The sequence below is a fragment of the Hydrogenophaga sp. UC242_50 genome (assembly GCF_042697355.1).
In the GTDB taxonomy this organism is placed as follows: domain Bacteria; phylum Pseudomonadota; class Gammaproteobacteria; order Burkholderiales; family Burkholderiaceae_C; genus Hydrogenophaga.
In genome coordinates this window covers 2,486,211-2,506,887 of record NZ_CP170553.1, presented here as the reverse complement: position 1 = coordinate 2,506,887, position 20,677 = coordinate 2,486,211, and the positions used below count along the sequence as shown (strand labels likewise).

Annotated in this window: 23 protein-coding genes and 3 pseudogenes; 16 read left to right on the top strand and 10 right to left on the bottom strand. The window is 66.8% G+C overall.

Translation table 11 applies throughout. The features are described from left to right. Positions 1 to 135: 135 nt before the first annotated feature. A complete protein-coding gene (locus tag ACFJGX_RS12895) occupies positions 136 to 675 on the top strand; it encodes a DUF4142 domain-containing protein (RefSeq protein WP_382320862.1) in 540 nt (179 codons plus the stop codon). Between the two features lie 6 nt (positions 676 to 681). On the opposite strand, the pseudogene ACFJGX_RS12890 reads toward ACFJGX_RS12895, so the two are convergent. From ACFJGX_RS12890 to ACFJGX_RS12870, 5 genes and pseudogenes are all read right to left on the bottom strand, one after another. Next, a pseudogene (locus tag ACFJGX_RS12890) lies at positions 682 to 1,843 on the bottom strand (alpha-hydroxy acid oxidase). Positions 1,844 to 1,916: 73 nt separating this feature from the next. Further along, positions 1,917 to 2,690: an SDR family NAD(P)-dependent oxidoreductase gene (locus tag ACFJGX_RS12885; protein WP_382320864.1), complete on the bottom strand. Its 774-nt coding sequence runs from the start codon at positions 2,688 to 2,690 to the stop codon at positions 1,917 to 1,919. Positions 2,691 to 2,724: 34 nt separating this feature from the next. Further along, positions 2,725 to 3,696, bottom strand: coding sequence for a Bug family tripartite tricarboxylate transporter substrate binding protein (locus ACFJGX_RS12880; protein ID WP_382320867.1), 972 nt, complete (start codon positions 3,694 to 3,696; stop codon positions 2,725 to 2,727). Between the two features lie 37 nt (positions 3,697 to 3,733). Then, on the bottom strand, positions 3,734 to 4,207 hold the full coding sequence (locus ACFJGX_RS12875; RefSeq protein WP_382156402.1) for a RidA family protein: 474 nt from the start codon (positions 4,205 to 4,207) through the stop codon (positions 3,734 to 3,736). A 5-nt stretch (positions 4,208 to 4,212) separates the two neighbouring features. Next, complete coding sequence (locus ACFJGX_RS12870; RefSeq protein ID WP_291115815.1) at positions 4,213 to 4,602, bottom strand: RidA family protein; 390 nt, start codon at positions 4,600 to 4,602, stop codon at positions 4,213 to 4,215. Between the two features lie 123 nt (positions 4,603 to 4,725). On the opposite strand from ACFJGX_RS12870, the gene ACFJGX_RS12865 reads away from it, so the two are divergent. The 5 genes and pseudogenes from ACFJGX_RS12865 (at position 4,726) to ACFJGX_RS12845 (ending at position 8,560) form a co-directional block, all read left to right on the top strand. Next, entirely contained in the window at positions 4,726 to 5,625 is a 900-nt protein-coding gene (locus tag ACFJGX_RS12865) for a LysR family transcriptional regulator (RefSeq protein ID WP_382156400.1), read from the top strand. 135 nt (positions 5,626 to 5,760) lie between these two features. Then, complete coding sequence (locus ACFJGX_RS12860; RefSeq protein ID WP_382320869.1) at positions 5,761 to 6,639, top strand: polysaccharide deacetylase family protein; 879 nt, start codon at positions 5,761 to 5,763, stop codon at positions 6,637 to 6,639. Positions 6,640 to 6,671: 32 nt separating this feature from the next. Beyond that, positions 6,672 to 6,995 (top strand): annotated as a pseudogene (locus ACFJGX_RS12855) (Bug family tripartite tricarboxylate transporter substrate binding protein); the annotation flags it as partial. A gap of 64 nt (positions 6,996 to 7,059) precedes the next feature. Further along, positions 7,060 to 7,674: a Bug family tripartite tricarboxylate transporter substrate binding protein gene (locus ACFJGX_RS12850; protein WP_382328513.1), complete on the top strand. Its 615-nt coding sequence runs from the start codon at positions 7,060 to 7,062 to the stop codon at positions 7,672 to 7,674. A gap of 22 nt (positions 7,675 to 7,696) precedes the next feature. Then, a complete protein-coding gene (locus ACFJGX_RS12845) occupies positions 7,697 to 8,560 on the top strand; it encodes a fumarylacetoacetate hydrolase family protein (protein WP_382328511.1) in 864 nt (287 codons plus the stop codon). A 22-nt stretch (positions 8,561 to 8,582) separates the two neighbouring features. On the opposite strand, the gene ACFJGX_RS12840 is transcribed toward ACFJGX_RS12845, so the two are convergent. After that, a complete protein-coding gene (locus ACFJGX_RS12840; RefSeq protein WP_382320874.1) occupies positions 8,583 to 9,023 on the bottom strand; it encodes a MarR family winged helix-turn-helix transcriptional regulator in 441 nt (146 codons plus the stop codon). 108 nt (positions 9,024 to 9,131) lie between these two features. Here ACFJGX_RS12840 and ACFJGX_RS12835 point away from each other — a divergent pair, with 108 nt between their 5' ends. The 3 genes from ACFJGX_RS12835 to ACFJGX_RS12825 all read left to right on the top strand — a co-directional run bounded on the left by ACFJGX_RS12835 (position 9,132) and on the right by ACFJGX_RS12825 (position 11,699). Beyond that, positions 9,132 to 10,079: an amidohydrolase family protein gene (locus ACFJGX_RS12835; protein WP_291115798.1), complete on the top strand. Its 948-nt coding sequence runs from the start codon at positions 9,132 to 9,134 to the stop codon at positions 10,077 to 10,079. A 29-nt stretch (positions 10,080 to 10,108) separates the two neighbouring features. After that, positions 10,109 to 11,107: a Bug family tripartite tricarboxylate transporter substrate binding protein gene (locus ACFJGX_RS12830; RefSeq protein WP_382328509.1), complete on the top strand. Its 999-nt coding sequence runs from the start codon at positions 10,109 to 10,111 to the stop codon at positions 11,105 to 11,107. Between the two features lie 127 nt (positions 11,108 to 11,234). Then, on the top strand, positions 11,235 to 11,699 hold the full coding sequence (locus tag ACFJGX_RS12825) for a DUF5990 family protein (RefSeq protein ID WP_382320879.1): 465 nt from the start codon (positions 11,235 to 11,237) through the stop codon (positions 11,697 to 11,699). 72 nt (positions 11,700 to 11,771) lie between these two features. On the opposite strand, the gene ACFJGX_RS12820 is transcribed toward ACFJGX_RS12825, so the two are convergent. After that, the gene (locus ACFJGX_RS12820; RefSeq protein ID WP_382328692.1) at positions 11,772 to 12,392 is read right to left on the bottom strand and encodes a class I SAM-dependent methyltransferase; all 621 of its coding nucleotides are present in this window, start codon (positions 12,390 to 12,392) and stop codon (positions 11,772 to 11,774) included. A gap of 111 nt (positions 12,393 to 12,503) precedes the next feature. Next, positions 12,504 to 13,184, bottom strand: coding sequence for a glutathione S-transferase family protein (locus ACFJGX_RS12815; RefSeq protein ID WP_382320881.1), 681 nt, complete (start codon positions 13,182 to 13,184; stop codon positions 12,504 to 12,506). A 114-nt stretch (positions 13,185 to 13,298) separates the two neighbouring features. Here ACFJGX_RS12815 and ACFJGX_RS12810 point away from each other — a divergent pair, with 114 nt between their 5' ends. Beyond that, a complete protein-coding gene (locus ACFJGX_RS12810; RefSeq protein WP_382320883.1) occupies positions 13,299 to 14,189 on the top strand; it encodes a LysR substrate-binding domain-containing protein in 891 nt (296 codons plus the stop codon). 758 nt (positions 14,190 to 14,947) lie between these two features. Here ACFJGX_RS12810 and ACFJGX_RS12805 read toward each other — a convergent pair. Both ACFJGX_RS12805 and ACFJGX_RS12800 read right to left on the bottom strand, forming a co-directional pair. Then, positions 14,948 to 15,205: pseudogene (locus ACFJGX_RS12805) on the bottom strand (IS21 family transposase); the annotation flags it as partial. Positions 15,206 to 15,347: 142 nt separating this feature from the next. Then, a complete protein-coding gene (locus ACFJGX_RS12800; RefSeq protein ID WP_382320886.1) occupies positions 15,348 to 15,743 on the bottom strand; it encodes a helix-turn-helix domain-containing protein in 396 nt (131 codons plus the stop codon). 106 nt (positions 15,744 to 15,849) lie between these two features. Here ACFJGX_RS12800 and ACFJGX_RS12795 point away from each other — a divergent pair, with 106 nt between their 5' ends. From ACFJGX_RS12795 to fusA, 6 genes are all read left to right on the top strand, one after another. Beyond that, positions 15,850 to 16,056 (top strand): hypothetical protein, encoded by a 207-nt coding sequence (locus tag ACFJGX_RS12795; RefSeq protein WP_382320887.1) that lies wholly within the window; start codon positions 15,850 to 15,852, stop codon positions 16,054 to 16,056. Continuing rightward, positions 16,053 to 16,400: a hypothetical protein gene (locus ACFJGX_RS12790; RefSeq protein ID WP_382320890.1), complete on the top strand. Its 348-nt coding sequence runs from the start codon at positions 16,053 to 16,055 to the stop codon at positions 16,398 to 16,400. Before ACFJGX_RS12795 ends, ACFJGX_RS12790 begins: the two co-directional genes overlap by 4 nt. 114 nt (positions 16,401 to 16,514) lie before the next feature. Continuing rightward, positions 16,515 to 17,048 (top strand): phospholipase D family protein, encoded by a 534-nt coding sequence (locus tag ACFJGX_RS12785; RefSeq protein WP_382320892.1) that lies wholly within the window; start codon positions 16,515 to 16,517, stop codon positions 17,046 to 17,048. Beyond that, complete coding sequence (locus ACFJGX_RS12780; protein WP_382320894.1) at positions 17,045 to 17,596, top strand: hypothetical protein; 552 nt, start codon at positions 17,045 to 17,047, stop codon at positions 17,594 to 17,596. The genes ACFJGX_RS12785 and ACFJGX_RS12780 overlap by 4 nt, the downstream gene beginning before the upstream one ends. 51 nt (positions 17,597 to 17,647) lie before the next feature. Continuing rightward, on the top strand, positions 17,648 to 18,100 hold the full coding sequence (locus ACFJGX_RS12775; protein ID WP_382320896.1) for a GFA family protein: 453 nt from the start codon (positions 17,648 to 17,650) through the stop codon (positions 18,098 to 18,100). Between the two features lie 476 nt (positions 18,101 to 18,576). Continuing rightward, positions 18,577 to 20,613 carry an elongation factor G gene (fusA, locus tag ACFJGX_RS12770; protein WP_382320898.1) on the top strand — a complete coding sequence of 679 codons (2,037 nt, stop codon included), beginning with the start codon at positions 18,577 to 18,579 and terminating at the stop codon, positions 20,611 to 20,613. The last annotated feature ends 64 nt before the right edge of the window (positions 20,614 to 20,677 follow it).

Here is a 20,677-nt window from a genome sequence, read left to right as displayed (position 1 = left end):
GGGATGGTGGCAATCGAATGGTGCGGCTCATGGTCGTTCCCAGGGGCAAACGGCGCTCCCGCTCCCCACCAGCGCCCGCACGGGCATGCCACTTGCCGGTGGACGGGCTCCCCAACGGATTCAAGGAGCCCCCGCATGAACCACCGAGCAAGCCCCCTGACCGCCCTGGCGTTCACCACCGCCCTGCTGTGGAGCACCACGGCCTTCGCGCAAGGCCTCGCGCCCATCGACAAGAGCTTTCTGCAGCAGGCCGCCGAAAACGGCCACGCCGAGGTCTCGGCCGGCCGCCTGGCCCTGACCAAGGCGCGCAACCCCAAGGTGCGCGACTTCGCGCAGCGCATGGTCGACGAACACAGCAAGGTCGGCGAAGAGCTGCGCACGCTCGCCGCCGCCAAGCAGCAGGAGCTGCCCACCGAGCCCTCGATGCTGCAGAAGGGCAAGGAGATGATCATCGCCGGCCTGGGCGACGAGACCTTCGACCGCCGCTACCTCAACCAGATGGGCGTGGAGGCGTACAAGAGCGCCATTCCCCTGTACGAAAAAACCGCGCTCGAATCGCGCGACCCGGAGGTCAAGGCCTTCGCCTCCAAACACCTGCCGGCCCTGCGCGAGCAGCTGCAGGCCGCGCAGGACCTCAAGGTCTCGGTGGACCAGCGCCCTGCCTCGACGAAGTGAGCGCGTTCAGGGCGGCGTGGGCAGCAGCAGATCGCGGTCGAGCTGCCCGCAGCCGGTGACGCCCAGCATCGGCCATGTTGCGGTCGATCTCGGCGCGCAACAGCTCGATGGCGTGCGCCACGCCGCGCTGGCCCGCCACCGCCAGCGCGTGGTTGAACGGCCGGCCCACGAACACGAAGCGCGCCCCGAGCGCGAGCGCCTTGAGCACGTCCGAGCCGCGGTGGAAGCCGCCGTCCACCATCACCGGCATGCCGCCCACGCCGTCGACAATGCGCGCCAGCACCTGTATGGGCGCCACCGCGCCGTCGAGCTGGCGCCCGCCGTGGTTGGAGACCACGATGCCGTCGGCCCCGAGCGCCTTGGCCTTCACCGCATCGGCCACGCTGAGGATGCCCTTGATCACCAGCGGGCCGGGCCAGAAGGCGCGGATGCGCTCGACGAACGACCAGTCCAGGTGGTCGCGGTGCGAGAAGTCGCGCAGCACGTTGCTCGACAGAATGGGGGCGCCGCGCTCGGCGAACGAGTTCTCGAAATGCGGCATGCCGTGGCGCCACAGCGTCTTCGCGAAGGTGCCGAGCAGCCAGCGCGGGTGTGACACCCCTTCCCACGCCAGCCGCAGGCTGGGCCGCAGTGGCGTGGAAAAGCCGTTGCGCACGTTGTTCTCGCGGTTGGCGCTCACGGGAATGTCCACCGTGACCACCAGCGTCTCGTAGCCCGCGCGGCGCACGCGCTGCAGCAGCGCGAGGATGCGCGCCTCGTCGCCCGGCAGGTAGGCCTGGAACCAGGTGCCCGGCGCGGCCTGGGCCACGTCCTCCAGCGGCGTGAGCGACGAACCGCTCAGGATCGCGGGAATGCCGGCCTCGCGCGCGGCCTGGGCCAGCGCGATGTCGCCGCGGTAGGCCGAAAGCGCGGCCAGGCCCATGGGTGCGATGCCGAAGGGGCTCGCGTAAGTGGTGCCGAACAGCGGCTGCTGCTGCGTGCGGCGCGACACGTCCACCAGCACGCGCGGCACGAAGCCATGGGCGTTCATCGCGTCCTGGTTGCGGCGCAGCGAGACGTTGTCCTCCGCCGCGCCCGCCACATAACCGTGGATGGGCCGGGGCAGGCGGCGCTGCGCGAGCGGCGCGAAGTCCTTGAGCGCGAGGATGTTCGAGAGGGCGGAGGGCATGGTGAAGCGACAGGAAGGCTCCCGCCCCGGCCAGGTCGCCGGGGCGCGGGATTCGAAAAGGAAAAGCCGGGGGTCAGGCGAGCGTCTGCCCGCCGTCCAGCGTGATGGTGCTGCCGGTCACGTAGGCCGAGGCGTCCGAGGCCAGCCACACGGCGATGTCCTGGATTTCCTCGGGCCGGCCGATGCGGCCCAGCGGCACCTGGCGCACGAAGGCCGCGTACTTCTCGGGCACCGACATCTCGGCCTCGGTCAGCGGCGTGAGGAAACGCCCCGGCGCGAGCACGTTGACGCGAACCCCTTTCGGCGCCCACTCCATCGCCAGCGCGCGCGAGAGGTTGATGACCGCCGCCTTGGCCGCCGAGTACGGCGCGTTGCCGGCCCGGCCGCGCATGCCGGCGGTGGACGAGAGGTTGATGATGGAGCCGCCGCCCTGTGCCAGCATGTGCCGGCCCACGGCACGGCACACCTTGAAGGTGGACGAGAGGTTGGCCGAGATGACCCCGTCCCACTCCTCGTCGGTCACGTCCACGCTGGGCTTGCGCAGGCTGCCGCCGGCCGCGTGGGCCAGCACATCGATGCGGCCGAAGCGCGCCACCGCCTGTTCCACCACCGCATCGACCTGGCGCGAATCGGTGGCGTCGGCCACGGCCACCAGGGCTTGGCGGCCCAGCGCCTCGACCTCGCGGGCCACGGCATCCAGGTCGGCGCGCGTGCGCGCCATCAGCACCACGTCGGCCCCCGCGCCGGCAAAGCCCAGCGCGATCGCGCGGCCCAGCCCCTTGCCCGCGCCGGTGACGAGGGCGGTGCGCCCCGCCAGGCGACCGCCGGCCTGTTCCTTGTCATTCATGAGGTCCGCTCCTGATGCTGATGCTGCTGAGTCTTCAATCCGCCGTGATGCCGGCCGAGCGGATGATGCCACCCCACTTGGTGGCATCGGCCTGCACGAAGGCCTTGGTGGCCGCCGCGTCCGAGGCCAGCGTGGTCAGGCCCAGTTGCGCGAGCTGCGTCGTCACCGACGGCTGGCGCAGCGCGTGCGTGAACGCGTTCTGCAGCTGCGTCACGATCGGCGCGGGCACACCGGCCGGGGCGAAGACCGCGTACCACACCGAAGCGCCGAAGTCGGCCAGGCCCGAGGCCGCCAGGGTCGGCGTGTCGGGCAGTTGCGCCACGCGCTGCGACGAGGTGACCGCCAGCGCCTTCAGGGCACCGCTGCGGATCTGCGGCAGCAGCGGCGGCATGTTCTCGAACGCCAGCGTGACGCGGCCGGCCAGCAGGTCCTGCATCGCGGGCGCCGTGCCTTTGTAGGGCACGTGGATCATCTCGGTGCCGGTCATGCGCTCGAACAGCTTGGCGCAGAGGTGCTGCGTCGAGCCGTTGCCCACCGAGGCGTAGGCCACCTGGCCCGGCCGCGCCTTGATGTAGGCGATGAGTTCCTGCACCGAGTTCACCGGCAGCGAGGGCGGCACCACCAGCACGTTGGGCACGGTCGCCACGCCGATGATGGGCGTGAAGTCCTTGAGCGGGTCGTAGGGCAGGTTCGGGTACAGCGCGGGCGCGGTGGCGTAACCGGGCGTGCTGCCCAGCGTGAGCGTGTAGCCGTCCGGCTTGGAGCGGGCCACGGCCGTGGTGCCCACGACGCCGCTGGCGCCCGGCTTGTTGTCCACCACCATGGGCTGGCCCAGCACGCCGCCGGCCTCGCGCGCCAGCAGGCGGCACAGCAGGTCGTTCGTGCCGCCGGCCGCCCAGGGGCTCACCAGCGTGATGGGGCGGGAAGGAAAAGCCTCGGCAAAGGCCGGCCATGCCGACGTGAGGCTGCCGAGGCCCAGGGCTTGGATGAGATGACGTCTTTGCATGGCGGTGGTCCTTTGCGCGGGGTGAGGGGGTGAAGGGTCAGGGTTGGATTTCGAAGGTGCAGATCGTCTCGACCGGCGCCGTGTAGATCAGGTCGGGCACGCTCAGGCTGGCGCGCGCCATCGCCGCGCGCTCGGCGCCCAGCACCTCCACGAACAGGTCCGACGCGCCGTTGGACACGTAGGGCGCGCGCTCGAAACCGGGCGCGCCGTTGACGTAGATCAGCAGCTGCACCACACGCACGATCCGGTCCAGGTCGCCGAGCACGGCCTTGGCCTGGGCCAGGTGGTTGATCGCGCACAGCCGGGCCGACTGGTAGGCCTCGTCCACCGAGACCTTGTCGCCCACCTTGCCCAGGTAGGGGAACTCGCCGTTGTGGTGCCCCAGGGCACCCTGGCAGAAGAACAGGTTGCCCACCGCGACGCCGGGCACCAGCGCCGGGTTGGCCTTGATGATGGGCGCATCGGGCAGCACGATGCCCAGCTCGGCCAGGCGTGATTCGATCTTGCCCATGGGTCTCACTCCACTTCGGCGACGCACTCGATTTCCAGCAGGAAATCCTTGCGCGGCAGGCGGGCCTCGACGGTGGTGCGGGCCGGCCAGGTCTGCGGGTCGTTGCCGAAGAACTCGCGGTAGATCTCGTTCATCTCGTCGAAGTCGGCGCGGCGGTCCAGGAACACATTGACCTTCACCACCTGCGCCAGCGACGAGCCGGCCTCTTCCAGGATGTTCTGCAGGTTGGTCATGCACTGGCGCATCTGCGCGGTGAAGTCGCCCTTGGCCAGCTGCATCTCGCCGTGGTAGGCCGGGCAACCGGAGACGAACACGAGGTTGCCGGTGCGCACGGCGTGGGCGTGGGGCGCCTTCGTGCGGGTCACCTTGGGGCTGTAGATCACTTGTTTGGTCATGGGAACTCCTGTGTGCGGAAAAACGTTGGAAACGCAAATGTGCCTGCCGTTTGGCGTCGCAACAAACGATTTGTTTTGAACAATGAGTTGCCATTTTCGCAACACACATCCTAGAATCGCCGCATGATCCTGCAGACCTCCCTGCTGCGCTACCTCGAAGTGGCGCAAAGCGGCTCCATCCGCGCCGCCGCCGAGCGGCTCTTCGTCACGCCCTCCGCGCTCAGCCGCGAGCTGCAGAAGCTGGAGGAAGACCTGGGCGTCACCCTGTTCGAGCGGCGCGCGCGCGGCATGGTGCTCACCGCCGCCGGCAAGGTCTACCTGAACCACGTGCGCGACGCGCTCAACGGCATCGAGCGCATGCGCTCCGAACTCGACGCGCTGCAGAACCTGCACCGCGGCCACGTCTCGCTGCTCTCGGTGGAGGGCTACGCCTCGGACTTCCTCGCCCCCGCCATCGCCCAGTTCCAGGACGCCTACCCGAACATCACCTTCTCGCTGCGCATCACCGGCACCGGCGCGGTGGAGAACGGCATCGCCAGCGGCGAGGCCGACATCGGCCTGGTCTTCAACCTGCAGCCCAAGGCCGAGATGCACTCGGCCCTGCACCTGCACGCGCCCCTGCTCGCCGTGATGGCGCCCAGCCATGCACTGGCGCGGCGCAAGAGCCTCACGCTCTCGCAGATCGCAGGGCAGCGCCTGGCGCTGCCCGACAACAGCTTCGGCGTGCGCCGCCTGATCGACTTGCAGAGCCACATGTCCAAGGTCCACATCACGCCGGCGCTCGAAGCCAACTCGCTCGCGGTGCTGCGCGGCTTCGCGCGCAACGGCGGCGGCATCACCCTGCTCTCGCACATGTCCATCCGCAACGAGCTGGCCATGGAGCAGCTGGTGGGCGTGCCACTGGACGACGCGCTGCTCTGCCAGGGCGGCATCGACGTCTGCGTGCTCTCCGAGCGCAAGCTGCCCGTGGCCTCGGCGGCCTTCCTCAAGCACCTCACCGAAGTGGGGCGTGCCGCGCTCTGAAGCGGTGCGTCAGCGTTGCGCGCAGATCAACGCTGCGTGCAAAAGAAGTCGTTTGTGGTTGCACAGTCGACTCCGTAAGCTCGGGACCATTCAGGCAAGGCACTGGCGCCTTGCGGTTGGAACCCGGAGCCCCGAATGCCCCAGAAACTCGACGTGCACGCCGGTGCCATCGAAACCCTGCCCCCCGCCGATTTCCGCTGGCCCGGCGGCCAACGCCTCGGCATCTTCTTTCGCGTCGCGCTGGAAGGCTGGTCCGACGACCAGTGGCCGGGCTTCGGCCCCATGGGCAACCCGCTCAAGCCCGGCACGCCCGACCTGAACGCGCTCGGCTGGGTCGAGTACGGCATCCGGCGCGGCATCCACCGCATCCTCGACGTGCTGGAGCGCCAGCAGATTCAGACCAGCATGCTGGTCTGCGGCGTGCTGGCCGAGCGCTACCCTGAAACGCTGCGCCGCATCGCCGATGCCGGCCACGAAATCGTGGCGCACTCCTGGGGCATGGACGTGATCCCAGCCTACCTCGACGAAGCCGCCGAACGCGCCAACATCCGCCGCACTACCGAGGCACTGGAACAGGCCTGCGGCGTGCGCCCCGTGGGCTGGATCAGCCCGCGCGCCTCGCCCAGCGTGCGCACCGCGCGCCTGCTCGCCGAAGAAGGCTACGAATGGCACGGCGACACCATGAACGACGACCTGCCCTACCTCGTGCGCTTCGGCGACCGCGAGATCGCGGCCTTCCCCGGCGGCATGGAGATGAACGACACGCCGCACGCCATCCGCTATGGCAACGCACCGCGCCAGATGCTGGAGCTGTTCGACGACTGGCTCGACTTCGTGCAGCGCCACGAGCCCGGCGCGGTGCGCCTGAACCCTTCCATCCACGGCCACGTGTTCGGCCGGCTCAGCGGCATCGGCGTGTTCGAGGAACTGATCCGCCGCGCCCGCGCGCTCGACGACACCTGGATCGGCCGCCAGGGCGATGCCATCCGCCACCTGCGCCAGTCGCTGCGCTGAACACCCCTCACACCCCCACCAGGAGAAGCTCCATGAACGCACACCACCCGCATGGCCTCACCCGCCGCCACGTTGTTGCCGGCGGCACGGCCCTGGCCGCCCTGATGGGCAGTGGCCTGTCCCGCGCCGCCGGCTACCCCGAACGCCCCATCCGCATGGTGGTGCCCTACCCCGCCGGCGGCTCCACCGACATCGTGGCCCGCCTGGTCGCCAAGCACCTTGGCGAGGTGCTCAAGGGCACCGTGGTGGTGGACAACAAGGGCGGTGCGGCCGGTGCCATCGGCGCGGCCGACGTGGCCCGCGCCGCACCCGACGGCTACACCCTGCTCTCCAACATCGTCACCTCGGCCGTGCTCACGCCCATCACCCAGGCCAAGACGCTCACCTACGACCCCATCGGCGCCTTCCAGCCCGTTGGCGATGGTCGCCAAACTGCCCAACGTGCTCATCATCAACAAGGACATTCCGGTGCGCACCTTCAAGGAGTTCGCCGCCTGGGCGCGCGCCAACCCCCAGCGCGCCAGCTACGGCACGGGCGGCACCGGCAGCGTGATGCACCTCACCGGCGAACTCCTCAAGCGCGATGGCGACTTCGCCATGGAACACGTGCCCTACAAGGGCGCGGCCGCCGCCATCCAGGACCTCATGGGCGGCAGCATCGTCGCGGTGCTCGACAACATCACCGGCGTCATCGGCCCCATCCGCTCCGGCCAGGTGCGCGCCCTGGGCGTCTCCACCGACCAGCGCTCGCCCGCCCTGCCCGACGTGCCCACCTTCGCCGAAGCGGGCGTCAAGGGCTTCTCCAACGCCAGCTGGTTCGGCGTCTTCACGCGCGCGGGCACGCCGCGCGACATCGTCGCCCAGCTCGAAAAAGCCACGCTGGAAGCCTGCGCGCGGCCCGAGGTGGTGCGCACGCTGACCGAACTCGGCGCCGTGCCCGACCCCATGGGCGCCCAGGCCATGGACACCTTCTGGAAAGCCGAATTCACCTACTGGAAACGCGCCATCGACGCCGCCGGCATCCCCCTGAACTGAACCCCGACCCCAAAGGCCTCTCTTGAAATTCGCCAGCTTCCTGCACCAGGGCACCGCCACCTACGGCGCCGTGATCGACGACCAGCACCTTGTGGACCTGCGCCCCGCCCTGGGCGCGCTCGCGCCCGATCTCCAGAGCGCGATCGCGCAAGGCCTGCTTGACAAAGCCGCCACCCTCGCGCGCGCCGCCACCGAGCGCATCCCGCTCGACACCGTCGAGTTCCTGCCCGTGATCGGCCGGCCGGCCAAGATCGTCTGCGTGGGCCTCAACTACGCCGACCACGTGCGCGAGACCGGCCGGCAAGTCACGCAGCAGCAAGCGCCCACGCTGTTCCTGCGCGTGGCGAACTCGCAGGCCGGGCACGGCCAGGCCCTGCTCATCCCGCCCGAATCGCCCGCGCTCGACTTCGAAGGCGAGATCGCCGTCATCATCGGCAAGCCCGGGCGCCGCATCGCCGAGAGCGCGGCCTGGGCGCACGTGGCCGGCTACGCCTGCTACAACGACGCCAGCATCCGCGACTGGCAGACCGCCACCTCGCAATGGACGGCCGGCAAGAACTTCGCGCGCACCGGCGCCTTCGGCCCCTGGATGGTCACGGCCGACGAGATCCGCCCCGACCAGGTCATGACCCTGGTCACCCGCCTCAACGGCGAAGAAGTGCAGCGCACCACCACCGACCTGCTCATCCACAGCATCCCCTCGCTCATCGCGCACATCAGCTGCTTCACCGAACTCGAAGCGGGCGACGTCATCGTCACCGGCACCCCGGGCGGCGTCGGCTTCAAGCGCCAGCCGCCGCTCTACATGCGGCCGGGCGATGTGGTGGAAGTGGAAGTGGATGCGCTGGGCGTGCTGCGCAACCCCATCGAGGCAGAAATGGCCTGAACGCCCCGGGCAGGACCGGGGCTCAGTCCCCGGTGATCTTGCCCAAGAGCCGGATCAGTTCGGCGGTCTCGGCATCGGAGAGCGCGGCGCGCAGCGCCGCCTCGTGCTCGCGCACGATGCGCGCGGCGCGGCTCCAGCACTTGCGCCCCTCGGGCGTGAGCTTCAGGTACACCGTGCGCCGGTCGTGCTCCTGGCGCGTGCGGTCGATCAGGCCGCGCTCGGCCAGCTTGTCCGCCAGCGGCACCATCGACGGGTTCGTCAGCCCCACGCCGCGCGCCAGCTGGCCCTGCGGCAACTCCACATTGCAGCTCAACAGCTCCAGCACGCCATACATGGCCGTCGTCAGCTGCAGCTTGCCCAGCGCGAGGTCCAGGCGGCGCAGCGCCTGGTTGTGCGCTTTTCGAAGGTGGTACCCGACGTAAGCGTCGAGCGCGGGAGAAGAAGGAGGAGTGCAATCGGCCATGGGCAGCCGGCAGGATAGCACGCAGCCACCCGATCATTCTCTGTCTATTAGTTTGACATCGAACTATTCGATGACTACACTTCGACCCAACATCAATCAGGAGACCGCATGTTCGTCGTCGACAACCACATCCACCTGGGCCAGCCGGGTGTTCACGTCTCGCAGCACATCTACAGCGAGCTGCGCAAGAACTGGAGCGATCGCGGCTTCCGGTACCACAGCACCGAAGTGAAGTCCGAGCGCCGCGACGGTGAGATGCTCGTCCACGTGATGGACGAAGTCGGCATCGACGTGTGCTGCGTGCTCGCCGGCAACTGGAACCGCGTGCTCCCGCCCGAGCAGCGCCCCTACAACGTGCCCAACGAATTCGTGGCCCAGCAGGTCAAGGCCTCCAAGGGCCGGCTCATCGGCATCTGCAGCGCCGACCCCATCATCGACCCCTGGGGCGCCGCCGACGAACTCGAGCGCTGCGTGCGCGAGCACGACTTCCGCGGCATCAAGCTCTACCCCACCTACGCGCACTTCGACCCGCGCGACAAGGCCTGCGAACCCCTGTACGAAGCCGCCTCCGCGCTCGGCGTGCCGGTGCACTTCCACATGGGCTTCACGCCCGTCTGCGGCGCCGACATGAAACTGCAGCAACCCTGGCTGCTCGACGAAGTGGGCCAGCGCTTCCCCAAGATGAAGGTGGTCATCTGCCACCTGGGCTACCCCTACGCCGCCGAAGCCATGGGCGTGGTCGCGCGCAACCCCAACTTCCATGCCGACCTCAGCGCGCTGGGCTTCTACCATCCGCGCACCGTCTACCAGCTCATCCACGACTTCGGCTGCGTCAACCCCTGGGAACGCCTGCTCTACGGTTCGGAAAACCCCTTCATGTGGACCTTCCACAAAACCGTGCAGAACATCAACGAACACGCGCGCGCGCTCGACATGCCCGAGATCCCCGACCACGCGCTCGAACTCATCCTCGGCGGCAACGCCACGCGCCTCTACCGCATCGACCAGAGCAAACAGCACCGCCCCGCGACGCCGCCCGCCAAGGCCGCCGCCTGACCACCCCATCACACCGGAGACAAGACACCATGAAGAAGATCGCTCGCCGCTCCCTGCTGGCCGCAGCCCTGGCACCCGCCTTCGGCACCCTCGTCGTCCCACTGGCCCATGCGCAAGGGGCCTTCCCCGCGCGCCGCATCTCCGTCGTCGTGCCCTTCCCCGCCGGCGGCCCGGCCGACATGGTCGCGCGCGTCATGCAACCGCTGATGCAGAAAGCCCTGGGAGAAACCGTCATCGTGGAAAACTTCGCCGGCGTCGGCGGCGCCATGGGCGTGGGCAAGGTGCTGGCCGCACCGGCCGACGGCCACACCATGCTGCTCACCACCGTGGCCGAGCCCATCCTGCCGCCGCTCACCATGCCCAGCGTGCGCTACAAGCCCGACGACCTCGTGCTCGTCTCGCAGCTCTCGTACACCAACATCGCGCTCGTCGTGCGGCCCAGCTTGCAGATCAACTCGGCGCAGGCCCTGGTGGACTACCTCGAGAACCCGTCCAACAAAGCCCTGACCTACGCCACGCCCGGCAGCGGCACGCTCTACCACCTCATGGGCGAGCACTTCAAGATGCTCACCGGCACGCAGCAGCTCATGCACGTGCCCTACAAGGGCCTGGCACCGGCCGTCAACGACCTCATCGGCGGCCAGGTGGACGTGGCCTTCCTGCCCATGGCCGGCAGCACCGCCAAACTGATCGAAGCCGGCACCCTGCGCGCCCTGGCCCACACCGCCGACAAGACCGTGGCCGGCCTGCCGCGCCTGAGCGAAGTCGACGCCAGCCTGAAAGACTTCGTCTACACCGTGTGGACCGGCGTCTTCCTGCCGCGCCAGACACCCACCGACGTGGTGACCGCCGTGCACAAAGCCATCGACACCGCACTGCAAGGGCCGGAATTCGGCGTGTACACCCGCGAAGCCGGCGGCGTGGCGCTCACGCGCGCCATGCCGCTGAAACAGGCGCAGACCTTCTACAGCGCCGAAGCGCAACGGCTGCAGCGGGTGTTTCAGGCGGTGAAGCTGAAGGCGGACTGAGCGCGAGCGCAGCTTCAAGAGCAAGGGCCCCGATGGGGCCCTTTGTTTTTTCGCATCTCAGCTAGGATGGCTGCCGGCCAACAGCGAGCACGCGCCAGAGCCCTCACAAGCCTGTCACCCCGAAGCCATGAAAAACGGAACAACCGCTGAACTTCAGATCATCCTTGCTGTCACGGCATTCCCACCCGGGGTCCGTTTTGCGGTGCAACACGGTCGCGATGGCTTGCTGCCGCCCTACGCGTCGACGGCCGAGCTCGTGTCGTTCGCCATCACCATGAGTCTCGGCCCCACGCTGCCGGACGGATCGTTCAACTTCCGTGGCCCGTTCGCGCAAGGCACACCGTCCGACCGCTTCATTTACCTGAACTCGGGGACCTACGCAGGCCAACCCGATTCACGCTGGGAGCGAAGGGCGAAGATCAAGTTGGCCGGCATCCCCCAGCCCTTGGTGGAGACCGCCACAGGAGACGCCAACCGCGCCATCGAAGGTCGCATCCACGGCACGGCGCGAGACGGCGGGCCGGTGTGCGCGACCGTGGGCCTTCAAGCGATCAGCTGGCACTTGGTCAAGCGCTCCGCGCCCGCTGGGTGACGCGGACTTCCGCTTCATCGATCTCCGTCGGGCATCAGCACACGACGCGGCTGGCCCATCAAGAAGCACGGGCTACTCTGCTGAAGCGGCCAGCCGGCGCAGTGCAAGGAAGCTCCATCTGACGTCCGCCCGCCCAAGCATGTCTTCGCGCTCGGCCTGGTGGTGGCAGCGCAGCCCGTGCCGTGCGGCCAACCGAACCGTGTCCTCAGCGGAGACGTCGAACATTCTTCGGCCTTCCGGTATCGGGCCGTGCCGCAGAGACATGAAGACTTGACCGTTTTCGGCCGTCAGCGCGGCAACAGCTTCCATGGCCAACTCCCGCTCCTGAGGATCCAGATGCATCCACACGGCGGTGAGAAGGACGACGTCGAACCGGCGCTTTGCTTGCCGCAACACGTCCAGCGTCGGCAGATGGTCGTCCATCCAATCGATGGGCAGTGCGCCATGAAGGCGCTGACCCTCGCGGCGAAGTTCGCCTGTGGGCTCCACGGCGACGACCTGATTGCCACAACGGGCGAGTGCCGCGGCATCGCGCCCCGACCCCGCGCCGATGTCGACCACCGTGGCCGGCTGTGTGGGAAACAGGTGAATCAGGTCTCGGTAGACCTCAGCGAAAGTGATGCTCTCGTATTGAGAGGCCAAGGCCGATGCGTTCGCACCGTATCCAGCCGCTCCGGGGACTGTAGAGGTCATGGATGCCATACGTGGTTTGGACAAGCGCTTGCGGAGCGCAGCGCGCGACTGCTTCTGGCCGATGCCCGACATGCTAGCTCAGGCTGAACCATCGAGGCGACCCACGGCCGCTCATTGCAGTTCAACATGCCCAGCAAACGCCCCGCCGCTGCGCACCACCTCCCCATGCTCCACCCCATGCGCGAAGCGCACGGCGGGGTCGGCCTGCAGGCGCTCATACAGGGCGTTCAACGCCGGGTAGTCGCGGCGGTCCAGCACCTGGTGGAATTCGTTCCAGCGTGCGATGCCCATGAGGTACGCGTCCGCCGCGCTGCGGTGCTCGCCCACCAACCAGTCGCGCCCGCCCAGCAAGCCTTCCAGCGCGGCATGGGCACGCCGCACCTTGTCGTGCCCCATGGCCGTTACCGCGCGCAGCGCTTCGCCTTGCAGGCCATGCTCCATTGCGTACCAGAGCGGTGCGAATGACTCGAAGAAATCGGTGTTCAGAAACGCCAGCATCTCGTTGAAGCGATCGAACTCCGCGCTGCCCTGCGCAGGCACTAAGCCGCTGGAAGCAGCAGCCGCCCCGATGTGATGCAGGATTGCCACGCTCTGGCTCACGAAGCGGCCATCGGCCGTGCGCAGCGAGGGCGTTTCGCCCACCGGGTTGATGCGCTTGAAGGCCTCGCTGCTCACCACCTCGGGCATCTGGATGCGGCACAGCTGGTAAGGCAGGCCGCTCCACTCCAGCGCCACGATGGCGCCAAACGAACAGCCCTCGGGCACGCCGTAGAAAAGAAGAATGGGTTTCATGGTTGGTTTCAACTCCTGTTGCATTGACGAAGGAGTGCATTCTTGCGGCGTGGACGATGGCCGCCTAGACGGGCAAAAGGCAACGCATCGTCCACATCTGTGGACAATGGCGGCATGAACCTGAACGACCTCACCTTGTTCGCCCAGGCCGTGGAAAGCGGCGGCTTCGCGCCCGCGGCCCGGCGCTTCTCGGTGCCGAAATCCACCCTGAGCAAACGCGTGGCCGCGCTCGAAGCCAGCCTGGGCGTGCGCCTCATCGAGCGCAACTCGCGCAGCTTTCGCCTCACCGACACCGGGCACGACTTCTACCAACACGCGCGCGCCGCGCTGGTGGAGGTGGAGAGCGCGCAGCAGGTGGTGCAGTCGCGCCTGGCCGAGCCCAGCGGCACCGTGCGGCTCACCGCCGCCGTGCCGGTGGTGCAGTTCCAGCTGGCGCCCCACCTGCCCGCGCTCGCGCGCACCTGGCCCCGCTTGCAACTGCAGCTGCACGCGAGCGACCGGTTTGTGGACCTGGTGCAAGAAGGCTTTGACATCGCGCTGCGCAGCCACTTCGCCCCCCTGCCCGACTCGGGCCTGGTGCAGCGCACGCTCAAGGTGGAGCCCGTGATGGTGGTCGCGGCCCCCGCCTACCTGCGCGAGCACGGCACACCGCGCCAGCCGAGCGACCTCGCGGCGCACCAGGCCCTGCTGACGGGTGTGGACGCCACGCGCTGGACGCTGCGCAACAGCAAGGGCGAAGTGCAGATCGCCGAGCCGCCGCCGCGTTTGGTGGCCGACGAATCCGTGGCGCTGCTGCACGCGGCCACGGCCGGCCTGGGCATCGTGTGCCTGCCCGAGAGCATCTGCCAGCACCACTTGGCGCGCGGTGAACTGGTGCGCGTGCTGACGCGCTGGACGGCGGGCAGCGTCACCACCACCGCGCTGGTGCCGCACCGCCGCAGCCTGCTGCCTTCGGTGCGCGTGGTGCTGGAGTTTCTTTCGGAGCGGCTGGGCTCGACGGCTTGAGTAAGACCCCGCAGCAAAAAATACTGTATTAACGTACAGTACAATGACGCCAGGCCAGACACCATGCGGTGTGTGGCGCCAAGCAGTTGCTGTTGTTGTCTCTTTGTGGATCTGCAGCTTTAGCCCGTCCGCCTTGCTGGTGGCCGGGCTTTTTCTTGTTGTCCTTTTAGCGACGGGTAGACGCAAGGGGTTGGTCAACAGCCGCTAAGCAGCGTTACCGGACAAACACTTTGTCAAAGTGAGCAGCGGATAAGCGCGCTAAACCCGACATCTAGCGCGGTCAAGTCCCAGCCTTCGCGGCACAAGAAGCTCCGAGCCGCTGTGAGTCAGACGATGCAAGGGCGGACGTACCACGACATAGGGCTCCCGTCTTACGCCGCTCAAGAACTGCTCAACGCTCGGTCATTGAAGTGCAAGCCGAGCTACAAGTCGTGTTCGCGGTGCACTCGACGAAATGCGGTGGGCGGATCACAGCATCCCCAACAAGTTCTTCGAAGCTCGCACCTAGGTCCGCTACGATGGCGTCGATAGGGATTGGCAGGCTGGCCGCGAGGACCAAATATGGCGATGTATTGCAGGGAGCGCAATTATGGCTGACGAAGAGGAAATTCATCGGAACAAACTTGTAGGCAAAACCTGTTGAATTTCACTGATCTCTGACCCGAGATTTCCATCGAATACTGACCCACCCGTTGTGTGAGCAAAGAAGCTCACGGTGTGGATAAGTGCTTCGTTTTCTCCTTTTCAGATCTAGGTGTGTGGAGCTGCAGCAAAGTGCGCCGCTGTTTGCGCGACTTTGTTGCCTCGATCGACAGCCATGTTGAAAGTTTGTCGGCGAATGGATCGAGCTTGCTGGAGCTCGCACGCCTGGCGTAGCGGGGCTCTTCATCGCCCGCCCGCAGGTACTTCTTAACGGTGTTGCGAGCCAGGCCTGTACGCCTGGAGATCTCGCGGATGGACATCTGCTCGCGCAGTGCCCAGCGTCTTATGACACTCAGTGTCGCCACGTCTATCACTCCTGAAATCTCCTGCTGCCAAAAGCAGCAGGATAGGGTTCTTACGTGGGTCAGCTTTCAATGGAAATTGATGCTCTAACTGGGTCAGTTTTCAGTGGAAGACAACACCCGAGGGGCCTTTCTGCTCTTTTGGAGCTACACCTCAATTACTTTTATTGCCCTTGGCTTCGGCTCCCTTCGTCCGGGACTTGTGAACCTGTTTGGAAGGCGCAGACGGCATCGCGCCCTCAGCCAATAGCGCCATGTACCTCACCGCTTCGATCTTCATCTCGTCCGTACAGCGGTCGAAGTCATCGAGCACGGCTCTTTGCATCGGCTCCAGGCCCAGCCTGGTCGAGATGCGCTTGCCCGTCAGCAGGTAGCAGACGTTCACACCCACCTCCCCCAACTTGACGAGTACTTCCGCGTCCGGGTTGCGCTCCCCTCGCTCGTAGTTTCCGATCGAGCGCTTCGAGATCCCAACAGCGTCGGCGAGCTCCTGTTGGTTGAGTTTGAGCCGACGCCTCTCCTCCAAAAATCGCTCCACGAAGTTACTCATTTTTGCCACAGCTGGGATATGATGGAATGGACATGTACCAAAAAAGTACCTGTTGTGTATTTTTCCGTTACTCAATGCTAGCCCAGGGAAAGGAGCAACTTCGACCATGTCCACATTCGCTGTCTCTTCGTCTCGCAAACGCGTCCCCAACGGGGTCAACAGTTCGCGTCCCATCGCGCTGCGGCTCACGCCCGCAGAGCTGGAGCATGTGAAGGAGCGGGCCAGGCTCGAACACCGCTCCATGGCCAGCGTGTGCCGCCTCGCGGTGCTGCGCGAGTTGGGCTTGAACGACGATGAAAAGGTGACCTCATGAAACTCTTTGGCCGCAAACCATCCCCTCAGGCAGCAGCTTCAGCAGCAGTGCCCACATGCACGCCCGATCCGGAGCACATGCCCTTCTTCCCGAAACCGGTGTCGACGCAGCGCATGTGGTTTTCGCTTCACCACAGCACGTCGGCGGAGCTGAAGGTGTCCACGCGTCGCACGAAGGTGAAAGATGCCCCTTATGACGTGGTGCTGCAGGCCTGCAAGGCGCCGCTGGAAACGGAATGGACCCTCAGCGCCGAGCAGGCGCGCGAACTCGCGGCCCGCCTGCTCGACGCCGCTGCCGACTGCGGCGAGTTCGACAACGCGACGTTCTCCCTTCGCTGGGACTGAACGGGCCGAACGGGGCCAAGCCAAGCCCCTGTGGCTACGATGTGGGCTGCCAGCCCTGCGCAGCGGCCCACATCGGGCGCGCGCCTCGTGCCGGCGCAGCTTGGGGGCATGGGCATGACGACTTTTCTGCGATCCATCGCGCTGGCGGCGTGGCTGCTGGGCGCTTCCTTGCTTTCGCATGCGGCGCCGAGCGTGCAGGTGGGCTTCTCGCCGGAGGGCTCGGCGCGCCAGCTGGTGCTGGAGACGATCGCCAGCGCGCAGCAGAGCATTCACATCCTGGCCTATGCGCTCCAGGCGCCAGACATCATGCAGGCGCTGGTGGACGCGAAGAACCGGGGCGTGGAGGTGCGCGTGGTGGTGGACAAGAAGCGCAACCGGGGCAAGACGAGCAGGAAGGCGATGGACTTCGTGACCCGCCACGGCGTGGAGCTGCGGACAAACGACCATTTCCACATCCACCATGACAAGACCATCATCGTGGACGGCCACACGGTGCAGACGGGTTCGTTCAATTTCGCGCCGTCGGCCGAGACGATGAATTCCGAGAACGTGGTGGTGATTCGCGGCATGCCCGAGGTGTCGAGCCAGTACATGGCGCACTGGCAATCGCGCTGGAAGCTGGGCAAGCCGTATCCTGCACAACCATGACCCAACGATCTTCTCCCTCTTCTTCCTCCTCCTCCATTTCCAAGCGCCGTCAGATCATCACGGTGATGATGCTGGTGCTCGCGCTCATCGGCGGCCTGGTGCGCTGGCTCGCGCCACAGCCTTCGCTGGCGCGCGATCTGGGCTCGGTGCTGATGGTGTTGTGGCTGCCGATCATCGGCAACATCATCGGCTGGCTGATCCAGCGTGCGAAGGCGCCGAAGCACCTGCCGCAGGGTTTCGCGGCGGGCACAGTGTTCAAGCCAGATGCGCGGATCGAGCTCACCTTGCTCGCAGCCGACACGCCGGTGCTGAGCCGGCCGATCCGTGCGGGCTACTTCGATGGCGCGCTGGTGGTGGGCTCCGAGGGGTTTACCACGCGCCTGGCGGTGCCCACCGATGGGGAGCCGGTGCCCGAGATGCCTTGCACGCTGGAGGTGCAGTTCCTGCGCCCGGAGCTGGCGCTGGCCCAGCTCAAGAATGGCACCAAGTTCGCGCTGCTGTCGGGCCGCACTTTGTTGGGCACGGGGCATGTGCTGCCGCTGGCTTGATTCGAGTTTTGGCTGCGATGGGCGTCCATCGGCCAAGAAAGGAATGCAGTTTTGACTCCCTCTGACTTTGACGAACGCCGCGAACTCGAGGCGGCCTGCCATTGTGGTGCCGTGCGCTTTCGTTTGGTTCTGACTGATGGGCTGCGCAGCGTGCGGCGGTGCAACTGCTCGTACTGCAGCATGCGTGGCGCAGTGGCCGTCTCAGCCAACCTGGACGATATCCATGTCGTGCAGGGCGCGGACAAGCTGACGCTCTACCAGTTCAATACTGGACAGGCGAAGCACTACTTTTGCTCGGTGTGCGGCGTCTATACCTTTCACTCCAGGCGTTCCGTCCCCAGCCAATACGGTGTAAACGTGGCATGCATTGCTGGCCTGAGCCCGTTTGACTTTGATGAAGTGCCTGTGTTGGAAGGCCGAAACCATCCCAAAGACCGGGGCGACGGCGGGCCGATGACGGCCGGCTGGCTCAGTTACCGTGCCAACACGGATCATCGGCGTTGACGGTCATCAGCCAGTGACATCCGTTCTTCACCTCGTCGGTCCGTCGTTGCAGCGCCAGACGAGATTGCGTCGCACATCGAGCGGAATGTTCATCTTGCCCAGTTCCAGCCCTACTGACACTCAGGGCACTCCAATTCCAGGAAAATTGCGGCATGTTCAATTTCAACGTCGTCCAACCCACGTTCGCTGCCTAGCTGCGTCCTTTCGATGGCAATCGGAAGGAGATGACCTTCCGGCCCCACAACCCCGGCAGGCATGGTCTTCCGGGGTTTTTGTTTTTTCAGGTTCCAACATGTTCACGCGCACTTACGACAAGCTGATCGCCACGATTTCCGCCCGCCGGAACGTGGGATACGTGCGCGTGCGCCCGTGGTCCGGCCGACCCATTCCCTCCTGAGCCAGCCCTGGTGAATCCATGCCGGGGCGGCTTGATCGTCCTGACATGTGGACCCTCGAGGGGTCCGGAAAGATTCACCATGAACCGCATCAACAACAACAACGGCATCCGCAACATCGGCATCATTGCCCATGTGGACGCGGGCAAGACCACGACCAGCGAACGCATCCTCTACTACACGGGCGAGAGCCACCGCATGGGCGAAGTGCACGACGGCGCTGCCCACATGGACTTCGACCCCGAGGAGCGCCGACGCGGCATCACCATCAACAGCGCCGCCACCACCGTGCATTGGCGCGGGGTGCAGATCAACCTGATCGACACACCCGGCCACATCGACTTCAACATCGAGGTGGGCCGCGCGTTGCGCGTGCTCGACGGCGCCGTGGTGGTGCTCGACGGTGTGGCTGGCGTGGAGCCGCAGACCGAAACCAACTGGCGCCTGGCGGACCGGCACGAGGTGCCGCGCATCGCCTTCGTCAACAAGCTCGACCGCACGGGCGCGAACTTCGAACGCGTGATCGCGTCGATGCGCGAACGCCTGGGCGTGCAGGCCGTCCCGGTGCACCTGCCCATCGGCGCCGAGGGCGAGTTCCGCGGCGTCGTGGACCTGGTGCGCATGCGTGCCCTGCTGTGGGAGCGCGACGATGCATCGCAGCCGGTGCAGGAAGCCGCCATTCCCTCTGACCTCCTGGCCGAAGCCCAGGCGGCCCGCGCGCGCCTGCTGGAAGCCGTGGTCGAGCAAGACGATGAGGCCCTGGAGGCCTGGCTGCGGGGCGAAGAGCCCTCGGTGGAACTGCTGCAACGCTGCATCCGTGCGGGCGTGCGCAAGCGTGCCTTTGTGCCGGTGCTGGCGGGTTCGGCCTTCCGCAATCGCGGTGTCGAGCCGCTGCTGGATGCGGTGGTCGACTGGCTGCCCGCGCCTGGCGAGCGCGAAGGCACGGCCACGGGCCTCGACAGCGCGCCGCTGGCCGCCCTGGCATTCAAGGTGGTGACCGACGAGCACGGCAGCATGGTCTTCGTGCGCCTGTATGCGGGCCGGTTGCGGCGTGGCGACTCGGTGCTCAACACCAGCACCGGGCGCATGGAACGCGCGGCCCGCCTCTACGAGGTGCATGCCGACAAGCGCATCGAACGCGATGAACTCGTGGCGGGCGAGATCGCCGCGGTGGTCGGCTTCAAGGACACCCTCACGGGCCAGACCCTGAGCGATCCCAGGCACCCGGTGCAGCTGGAGTCCATTGCCGTGCCGGAGCCGGTGATCCACATGGCGCTGGAGCCGCGCACCAAGGCCGACCAGCAAGGCCTGTCCAAGGCGCTGCAGAGCATGCTGCGCGAGGACCCGAGCCTGCGCGTGCGCCAGGACGAGGAATCGGGGCAGACCATTCTGTCGGGCATGGGCGAGCTTCAGCTGGAGGTCGCCGTGCACAAGCTGCGCGACCGTTATGGCGTGGGCGTGGTGGTGGGCCGTCCTCAGGTGGCCTACCGCGAGACCATTGCCACGGTCGCGGAGCTGACGCACGTGCACAAGAAGCAGACCGGCGGCCCGGGCCAGTTCGCGCAGCTCACGCTGCGCCTGGAGCCTCTGGAGCCTATGGAGCGAGGTGCGGGCGTGCAGTTCGAAAGCCGCATCGTCGGCGGCGCCATTCCCCGCGAGTTCATTCCCGCGGTGGAAGCGGGTATCCGGCGCGCGGCCGAAGCCGGTCCGGCTTCGGGCTACCCGGCCGTGGACTTCCGCGCCGTGCTGCTCGATGGTGCTTTCCACGAGCGCGACTCCTCGGCCATGGTCTTCGAGCTGGCTGCAAGCCATGCGCTGCGCGATGCTTTCGCCAAGGCCAGGCCGCACCTGCTGGAGCCGGTGATGGCCGTGGAGGTGATCACGCCCACCGAATACCTGGGCGACGTGATCGGCGATCTGCACCGCCGCCGTGGCCAGGTGCGAGGGCATGAGGTGCGCGGCACGGCCACGGTGGTCGACGCGCTGGTGCCGCTGAAGGAGATGTTCGGCTACATCAGTGGGCTGCGCGCGCTTTCATCAGGCCGTGCGCAGTACACGATGCAGTTCGATGGCTACCAGGTGGCGCCGCCCGCTGTGGCCGAGTTGGCTGCAGCTTGACCAGAGGGGTGCAATCCTGAGGGATTGCACCCCTCGAACTCATGGTGTGGCAAGGCCCTATTAA

Excerpts from the sequence above, each read along its gene's own strand:
- ACFJGX_RS12850 (WP_382328513.1), top strand. The coding sequence starts at position 7,060 with ATGGTCGCCAAACTGCCCAACGTGCTCATCATCAACAAGGACATTCCG.
- ACFJGX_RS12785 (WP_382320892.1), top strand. The coding sequence starts at position 16,515 with ATGACGACTTTTCTGCGATCCATCGCGCTGGCGGCGTGGCTGCTGGGC.
- ACFJGX_RS12780 (WP_382320894.1), top strand. The coding sequence starts at position 17,045 with ATGACCCAACGATCTTCTCCCTCTTCTTCCTCCTCCTCCATTTCCAAG.
- ACFJGX_RS12840 (WP_382320874.1), bottom strand. The coding sequence starts at position 9,023 with ATGGCCGATTGCACTCCTCCTTCTTCTCCCGCGCTCGACGCTTACGTC.
- fusA (WP_382320898.1), top strand. The coding sequence starts at position 18,577 with ATGAACCGCATCAACAACAACAACGGCATCCGCAACATCGGCATCATT.
- ACFJGX_RS12870 (WP_291115815.1), bottom strand. The coding sequence starts at position 4,602 with ATGACCAAACAAGTGATCTACAGCCCCAAGGTGACCCGCACGAAGGCG.
- ACFJGX_RS12835 (WP_291115798.1), top strand. The coding sequence starts at position 9,132 with ATGTTCGTCGTCGACAACCACATCCACCTGGGCCAGCCGGGTGTTCAC.
- ACFJGX_RS12860 (WP_382320869.1), top strand. The coding sequence starts at position 5,761 with ATGCCCCAGAAACTCGACGTGCACGCCGGTGCCATCGAAACCCTGCCC.
- ACFJGX_RS12830 (WP_382328509.1), top strand. The coding sequence starts at position 10,109 with ATGAAGAAGATCGCTCGCCGCTCCCTGCTGGCCGCAGCCCTGGCACCC.
- ACFJGX_RS12810 (WP_382320883.1), top strand. The coding sequence starts at position 13,299 with ATGAACCTGAACGACCTCACCTTGTTCGCCCAGGCCGTGGAAAGCGGC.
- ACFJGX_RS12815 (WP_382320881.1), bottom strand. The coding sequence starts at position 13,184 with ATGAAACCCATTCTTCTTTTCTACGGCGTGCCCGAGGGCTGTTCGTTT.
- ACFJGX_RS12875 (WP_382156402.1), bottom strand. The coding sequence starts at position 4,207 with ATGGGCAAGATCGAATCACGCCTGGCCGAGCTGGGCATCGTGCTGCCC.
- ACFJGX_RS12795 (WP_382320887.1), top strand. The coding sequence starts at position 15,850 with ATGTCCACATTCGCTGTCTCTTCGTCTCGCAAACGCGTCCCCAACGGG.
- ACFJGX_RS12885 (WP_382320864.1), bottom strand. The coding sequence starts at position 2,690 with ATGAATGACAAGGAACAGGCCGGCGGTCGCCTGGCGGGGCGCACCGCC.
- ACFJGX_RS12895 (WP_382320862.1), top strand. The coding sequence starts at position 136 with ATGAACCACCGAGCAAGCCCCCTGACCGCCCTGGCGTTCACCACCGCC.
- ACFJGX_RS12820 (WP_382328692.1), bottom strand. The coding sequence starts at position 12,392 with ATGACCTCTACAGTCCCCGGAGCGGCTGGATACGGTGCGAACGCATCG.
- ACFJGX_RS12880 (WP_382320867.1), bottom strand. The coding sequence starts at position 3,696 with ATGCAAAGACGTCATCTCATCCAAGCCCTGGGCCTCGGCAGCCTCACG.
- ACFJGX_RS12790 (WP_382320890.1), top strand. The coding sequence starts at position 16,053 with ATGAAACTCTTTGGCCGCAAACCATCCCCTCAGGCAGCAGCTTCAGCA.
- ACFJGX_RS12865 (WP_382156400.1), top strand. The coding sequence starts at position 4,726 with ATGATCCTGCAGACCTCCCTGCTGCGCTACCTCGAAGTGGCGCAAAGC.
- ACFJGX_RS12800 (WP_382320886.1), bottom strand. The coding sequence starts at position 15,743 with ATGAGTAACTTCGTGGAGCGATTTTTGGAGGAGAGGCGTCGGCTCAAA.
- ACFJGX_RS12825 (WP_382320879.1), top strand. The coding sequence starts at position 11,235 with ATGAAAAACGGAACAACCGCTGAACTTCAGATCATCCTTGCTGTCACG.